This is a genomic window from Streptomyces sp. KLMMK, from assembly GCF_036961605.1.
Taxonomy (GTDB): domain Bacteria; phylum Actinomycetota; class Actinomycetes; order Streptomycetales; family Streptomycetaceae; genus Streptomyces; species Streptomyces telluris.
Window position 1 is genome coordinate 1 of sequence record NZ_JBAMDC010000403.1, and the last position, 5,753, is coordinate 5,753.

General features: G+C 73.8%; 4 protein-coding genes. 2 read left to right on the forward strand and 2 right to left on the reverse strand.

Annotation, left to right across the window (positions count from 1 at the left end; translation table 11 throughout):
• Together V7793_RS32175 and V7793_RS32180 are read left to right on the forward strand one after the other, a co-directional pair.
• The coding region (locus V7793_RS32175; protein ID WP_336013242.1) for a complex I subunit 5 family protein at positions 1–1,612 on the forward strand (1,612 nt) is incomplete at its 5' end.
• Positions 1,613–1,703: 91 nt separating this feature from the next.
• Positions 1,704–2,027 carry a plasmid stabilization protein gene (locus tag V7793_RS32180; RefSeq protein WP_336013243.1) on the forward strand — a complete coding sequence of 108 codons (324 nt, stop codon included), beginning with the start codon at positions 1,704–1,706 and terminating at the stop codon, positions 2,025–2,027.
• Positions 2,028–2,060: 33 nt separating this feature from the next.
• Here the strand turns inward: V7793_RS32180 and V7793_RS32185 are convergent, their stop codons facing one another.
• Positions 2,061–3,611, reverse strand: coding sequence for an ABC transporter substrate-binding protein (locus tag V7793_RS32185; protein WP_336013244.1), 1,551 nt, complete (start codon positions 3,609–3,611; stop codon positions 2,061–2,063).
• A gap of 49 nt (positions 3,612–3,660) precedes the next feature.
• A complete protein-coding gene (locus V7793_RS32190) occupies positions 3,661–5,667 on the reverse strand; it encodes a hypothetical protein (RefSeq protein WP_336013245.1) in 2,007 nt (668 codons plus the stop codon).
• Positions 5,668–5,753 lie beyond the last annotated feature (86 nt).

Consider the following 5,753-nt stretch of genomic DNA (forward strand, 5'->3'; position numbering starts at 1 on the left):
CTGGCGCCCGCAGGACGGCCACAGCGTCGGGATCGTGCTGGTCGGCGACCGCATCGGGCTGGGCCTCGCCGCGCTCACCTCGCTGCTCGTCGTCGCCGTGCTCGCCTACTCCTGGCGCTACTTCGACGAGCCGCCGCACGGTCACGGCGGCGCCTTCCCCGCTCTGGTGCTGCTCTTCCAGAGCGGCATGTGCGGCTTCGCGCTGACCGGGGACCTCTTCGACGCGTTCGTCTTCTTCGAGCTGATGGGCGTCGTCGGGTACGCCCTGACCGGCTACCGCGTCGAGGAGGCCCGGCCCGTGCAGGGCGCGCTGGTCTTCGGCTTCGTCAACTCCCTCGGCGGGTACGCGACCCTGCTCGGCATCGGCCTGCTGTACGCGCGCACGGGCGAGCTGGGCATGGCTCAGGTCGGCCTGGAACTGGACAGAGCGGCCGGAGCAGCCGGGCACGGCGGCGACGCCCTGGTCGTCGCCGCGTTCGTGCTGGTGCTGACGGGGCTGCTGGTGAAGGCCGCGGCCGTGCCGTTCCACTTCTGGCTGCCGGACGCGCACGCCGTGGCGCCGACGCCGGTGTGCATGCTGCTGTCCGGCGTCATGGTGGAGATGGGCGGCTACGGCGCCGCACGCGTCTGGACGACCGTCTTCGCCGGGCCCGGCGGCGTCCCGGCGGCCGGGGCCCGGCGCACCCTCCTGGTCCTGGGGGTGGCGAGCGCCCTCGTCGGTGCGCTGATGTGCTGGCAGCAGCGGCACGTCAAGCGGCTGCTGGCGTTCTCCACGGTGGCGCACACCGGGCTGTTCCTCGTCGGCGTCGCCCTGCTGACCCCGCACGGGATCGCCGGCACCGCGCTCTACGTCCTCGGGCACGCCGGGGCGAAAGCCGCGCTGTTCGCGTGCACCGGCATCCTGCTCGACCGCCACGGCAGCGTCGACGAGTGCGAGCTGCACGGCAAGGGCCGCGACACCCCCGTCACCGGCCTGCTCTTCGCCGCCGGCGGGCTCGCGCTCGCCGGGCTGCCGCCGTTCGGCACGAGCCTGGGCAAGGCGCTCGTGGAGGAGCAGTCCCCCTGGCTGCCCGCCCTGTTCGTACTCGTCTCGGCGGTGACCGGCGGGGCGGTGCTACGGGTGGCCGCGCGTGTCTTCCTCGGGGCGGGGCAGGCGGGACGTGAGGACGACGAGGGGCCGGAGACCACCGGCGGGGAGGAGGAGCCCGAGACGGGCCGCCGCGTACGCCGCCCTCCCGTGCCCATGGTGACGGTGGCGGCGCTGCTGCTGGCCGGGTCGCTCGCCGTCGGCACGGTGCCCGCGCTCACCGGCGCCGTCACGGCCGCGGCGGAGGCCTTCACGGACCACGCCGGCTACGCGGCGGCGGTGCTCGACGGCGGCCCCGCCGGGCGGCCGGAGGGCCCGTACGACTGGTGGACGTGGACCGGTGCGGGCCTGGGCCTGCTGTCGGCCGCGCTCGCCGTCGCCCTCGCCGCCCGGTCCGTGGGCCTGTCCTCGCGGACCGTGCCCTGGAGCGCACCGCTGCGGCGGCTGCACTCCGGGCACGTCGGCGACTACGTGGCCTGGACGGTGGCCGGCATCGGGCTGGTCTCGCTGCTGGCCCTGTGGTGAGCCGGCGCCCTGCCCGGGCCGACCGGTTGCAGGCTCCCGGGGCCACGGGCAGGGTGAGAAATCCATAGGAACATGGACAAGGAGAGACATCATGCCCCGAGGTTCGAGTCCCAAGCGCGAGCGGCAGTACGAGCACATCAAGGAGAGCGCCGAGGAGCGCGGGGAGAGCACCAGGCGCGCCAAGGAGATCGCCGCGCGCACCGTCAACAAGGAGCGGGCCCGGTCCGGCGAGTCGAAGACGGCGAGCAAGTCCTCGACCCAGGACATGTCCTCCTCGAAGCGGGGCGGGCAGCGCTCCCACAGCGGCGCCGAGGGACCCACCTACGACCAGCTGTACGCCGAGGCCCAGCGCCGCAACATCCACGGCCGGTCGAACATGAACAAGGCCGAGCTCAAGCGGAAACTGGGGCGCTAGTTCCCGGCGGGCGGGGGCCCGCGGGGCGCCGCCCTACGGGGTCTTGTACAGCGGCCCGGGCCCCGGGGAGCCGCCGGGGGCCAGGATGATGGGCACCGGCTTGTTGTGCGGCCAGCCGTCGGAGGCGTCGTCGAAGCTGAGGTCCCCGCTCGCGGCGGGGACCACGGCGGCGTCGTGGAGGTTGGTGAGCTGGTTGTAGACGTCCTGCACGCTCGGCGTCTCGCGGCCGGTCTGGCCGGTGACCATGCGCAGCGCCCACACAGCCGTCAGCACGGAGTCGTGGTGCATGACGGCATAGCCGTCGGCGAGCTCCTTGTCGGGGAACTTCAGGTCGCGGAAGCTCTGGTGGAAGGACTTGAAGCCGCTCGGCGCCTCGACCCCCTTGATCCACTGCTCCGTGCTCGTCGCCGAGGCCTGCATGATGGTGATCTTGCTGTCCTTGAGCAGCCCCATCACGTCGTTCGCCTGCTGCACGGCCCCCTGCGAGCCCGCGAGGATCGTGATGGGCTTGTCGTGCCCGCACTGGCTGCGCGAGGACAGCGACCGCACGAGGTCGGAGAGGTCGCGGCCGCGCCCCGCGTAGAAGACCAGCTCGGACTTGGTCAGGCAGATGTTGTTGAAGGCGTTGAAGAACAGGCTGGGCACGCCGTCGGTGCGGGGGCCGGTGGTGCCCACGAAGGAGACGCGGCGCTTGTCGATGTAGTCGGCGAAGACGTCGTCGTACGCCTTGCGCATGGTCCGTACGTAGTTGTCGTCCCGGCTGTCGAAGACCAGGTAGCCGCGGCGCTGTTCGGCGGGCAGCCGGTCCAGGCGCTGCCGCAGCGCCTTGGCGTAGTCGGTGTTGGACGGCGAGACCTTGAACAGGCGCTCCGAGTTGACGTTGGTCGCGGTCAGCACGGCGCCGATCGCGGGGATCTTCCGCTTGGCGAGCTCGTCGGCCGCGCTCTGCGTCTCGGGCACGCTGACGCCCATGCCGGCGACGGCCACCAGCGGGTGGGCCCCGCCGGTCATGTCCGCCAGCCGTTCGACGACGGGCCGCCAGTGGAGCTGGTTCCTGCCCTCGCTGGCGAGGACCAGCTGGATCTGCGGGGTCCGCCCGTGGACGCCGGTGGCGTTCACCGCGGACAGGGACGGGCAGGCGTTGGCCCGGCACTGCGCGGTGTAGGCGCCTTCGAGGCTGCTCTTGATCTCCTCGATGGGCAGCACGCTGCTGTCGCTCGCGGTCATCGGGGTCAGCAGGCCGACCTTGACGTAGGGGACGGGGGTCTTGCCCGCACCGGGCTTCTCCCACTGGTCGCGCACGCGCCGGTTCTCCGCGGCGATCTTCTCGGTGACCTCCTTGAGCTCGGGGGCGAAGGCGTAGGCCGTCTCGTTGACGACGCCTATGCACTCGCGGTCCCGGCCGGAGCCGGCCCACACCAGGCCCGGCTGGTCGCCGGCGCAGCGGTCCTCCCCCTCGTCCGTGCCCAGCAGCCAGAAGGCGCCGCCGGCCAGGAGGGCCAGGACGAGGACCAGCGCGGCCATCCCCGGCCACCCCTTCCACCAGGGAGGCAGCGCGTCGAGTCGTCCAGGGGTCACGGGCATGATGCGGGCTCCTTGCGGACGGCGGTGGTCGCGCGCTGCCGGGGCGCGCTCAGATGTACTTCGCGGCCTCGTGCCTGAGCCCCACCCTGCGGGGATCGGAGTGCATGGCCAGGCTCTGGAACATCGAGCCGATGGTGTCGTTGAGTTCGGGGCGCGCGGCGGGCAGCCGGTTGCGCGCGTCGCCCGCCAGCCACAGGGCGGCCACCAGCATGGTCAGGGCCCGGCGCTCGGCGAAGGAGCGCGGGGCCAGCTCCTCGGCGACCCGGTCCACCCGCAGCGTGGCCGTCCGCTCGGGCAGGACCGGCATGCGCAGCGGTGCGGCCGTGACCGCGTACAGCTCGTAGAGCCAGGCGTCGGTGTCGGGCAGTTCCGTCAGGCTGCGGGCGAGGTGGTCGACGACGTCGTCGAGCTGGCCGAGGGCGAGCGCGTGGTAGCGCACGTCCAGCGGGTGGCCGTAGAGCATGTGCCAGACCTGCAGCTGCTCGTGGGTCTCGTCCCAGCGGGAGCGGCTGCGGGCCAGCTCCTGCAGGAGCAGCAGGCGCAGCCACGGGTGCAGGACCGGCCTGCCGGACAGCGGGCGGGGGTGGGAGTTCTCCAGGTAGCCGGAGCCGCGGCCGCCGCGGGCGCCGGCGTCCTGGGGGACGGGATCGACGAGCCACAGCCGGGTGCCCGTCTCGCGGGCGAGGCTGTTGCGCGTGCGCAGGGTGAAGGATTCGAGCAGGTCGGCGTCCCAGGCGGCGTCGAACTCGCGGGCGGCCGAGCACACGACGAGCGCGGCGCGCTGCTCCTCGTTCATGCCGTCCAGGAGGTCGCGCAGGATGACGCGGTCGAGCGGCTCGGCCTCGGACTCGTCGTCGGCGGAGGGGGCGGGGGTGGCGAGGATCCCGCGCAGCAGGGCCTCGCCGTCGCCGCGGCCGGATATGCGTGCCGCCGCCTCCAGCAGCCGGCCGGCGCTCCACGCGTGACCGTGCGTCAGCCGGTGGGCCAGCGGCGGGGCCTCGGGCAGGCGGTCGGCGATCGAGGCACCGAGCTGGGAGACCTCGGCCGCGGTCAGGTCGCGCAGCTGGACGCAGTACCAGTGCCAGGAGGCGTCGGGCGGCGGGTCGGGGACGGACCGCTCCCAGTCGGCGTAGGAGGCCTGCTCGGGCGAGCGGATCCACACCCCGGCCGGCCCGCGGGCGAAGGGGCCGGGGATCCGCCCGGTGTCGGAGGCGGTGGCGACGGCCAGCAGCGGGTCGGGGGCGCCGCTCTCGTCGCGCAGCCGCACGAGCAGGTCGAGGAATTCCCGGCCGCCTTCGGCGTCGACGTTGTCCAGGAGGACCGCGCAGTTGCGGTCGCGGCGGCGGCGTGCGTACTCGCCGCGCAGATCGGCGAGGAACGCCTCGCACAGCCGCCGGTCCACCGCGGCCCGGTCGACGTCGGTCGCGCTCTTGCTCAGCTGGTTGAGGGCGACCAGTTCGTCCACCGGGGCGTGGGGGCCCGCGTACCAGGAGAAGCCGGTGCGCCGGGCGATGCTGAGCGGGAGCCGCGGCGGACGGCGGATCAGCCCGGCCAGCAGGCCGATGCCGGGGATCTGCAGGAGGTTGAGGTCCTGCAGGAGACCAGCGACGTCGGCGGCCCGGTCGGCCGCGGCGGTGTTCTCGCGGGCCTCGTGCAGGGCGCGGCGCAGCTGGTGGCCGGCCCGCCGGGAGTCGTTGGCGTCCAGCGAGAGCCCGGGGTCGACGACGAGCAGGCCCAGGGTGAGACGGGGGAAGAGCAGGGCGGGCTGGCGGGCGAAGCGGTGCGAGAGCCCGTAGGCGAGGCGGCCCGCGACCTCGTGCGGCCGGCGCGGCCCGGCGGAGGCGAAGTCGTAGAAGGCGTGGGGGCGGTGGGAGCCGAGGTAGCCGAGCCAGGCCAGCGCCGCGGTGCGCCCGCTGCCGCGGGTGCCGACGAGCACCAGCACCGGCAGTCCGCGCCCGCCCCGCCCCGCACGGCCGTCCTGGACCATGGTGCGGCATTCCTGGTAGAGCGCCTCGATGCCCTCGATCCCCAAGGGCCGTCTCACAGGCTCCGGCACGTCATCAGCCCCCCTCGAATCGGCGGGTGTCACCGCCGACCGTGCTGAAAATGCTGCCACGCGGGTGCGGTTCGCGGGAGCGTTCG

Excerpts from the sequence above, each read along its gene's own strand:
- V7793_RS32180 (WP_336013243.1), top strand. The coding sequence starts at position 1,704 with ATGCCCCGAGGTTCGAGTCCCAAGCGCGAGCGGCAGTACGAGCACATC.
- V7793_RS32185 (WP_336013244.1), bottom strand. The coding sequence starts at position 3,611 with ATGCCCGTGACCCCTGGACGACTCGACGCGCTGCCTCCCTGGTGGAAG.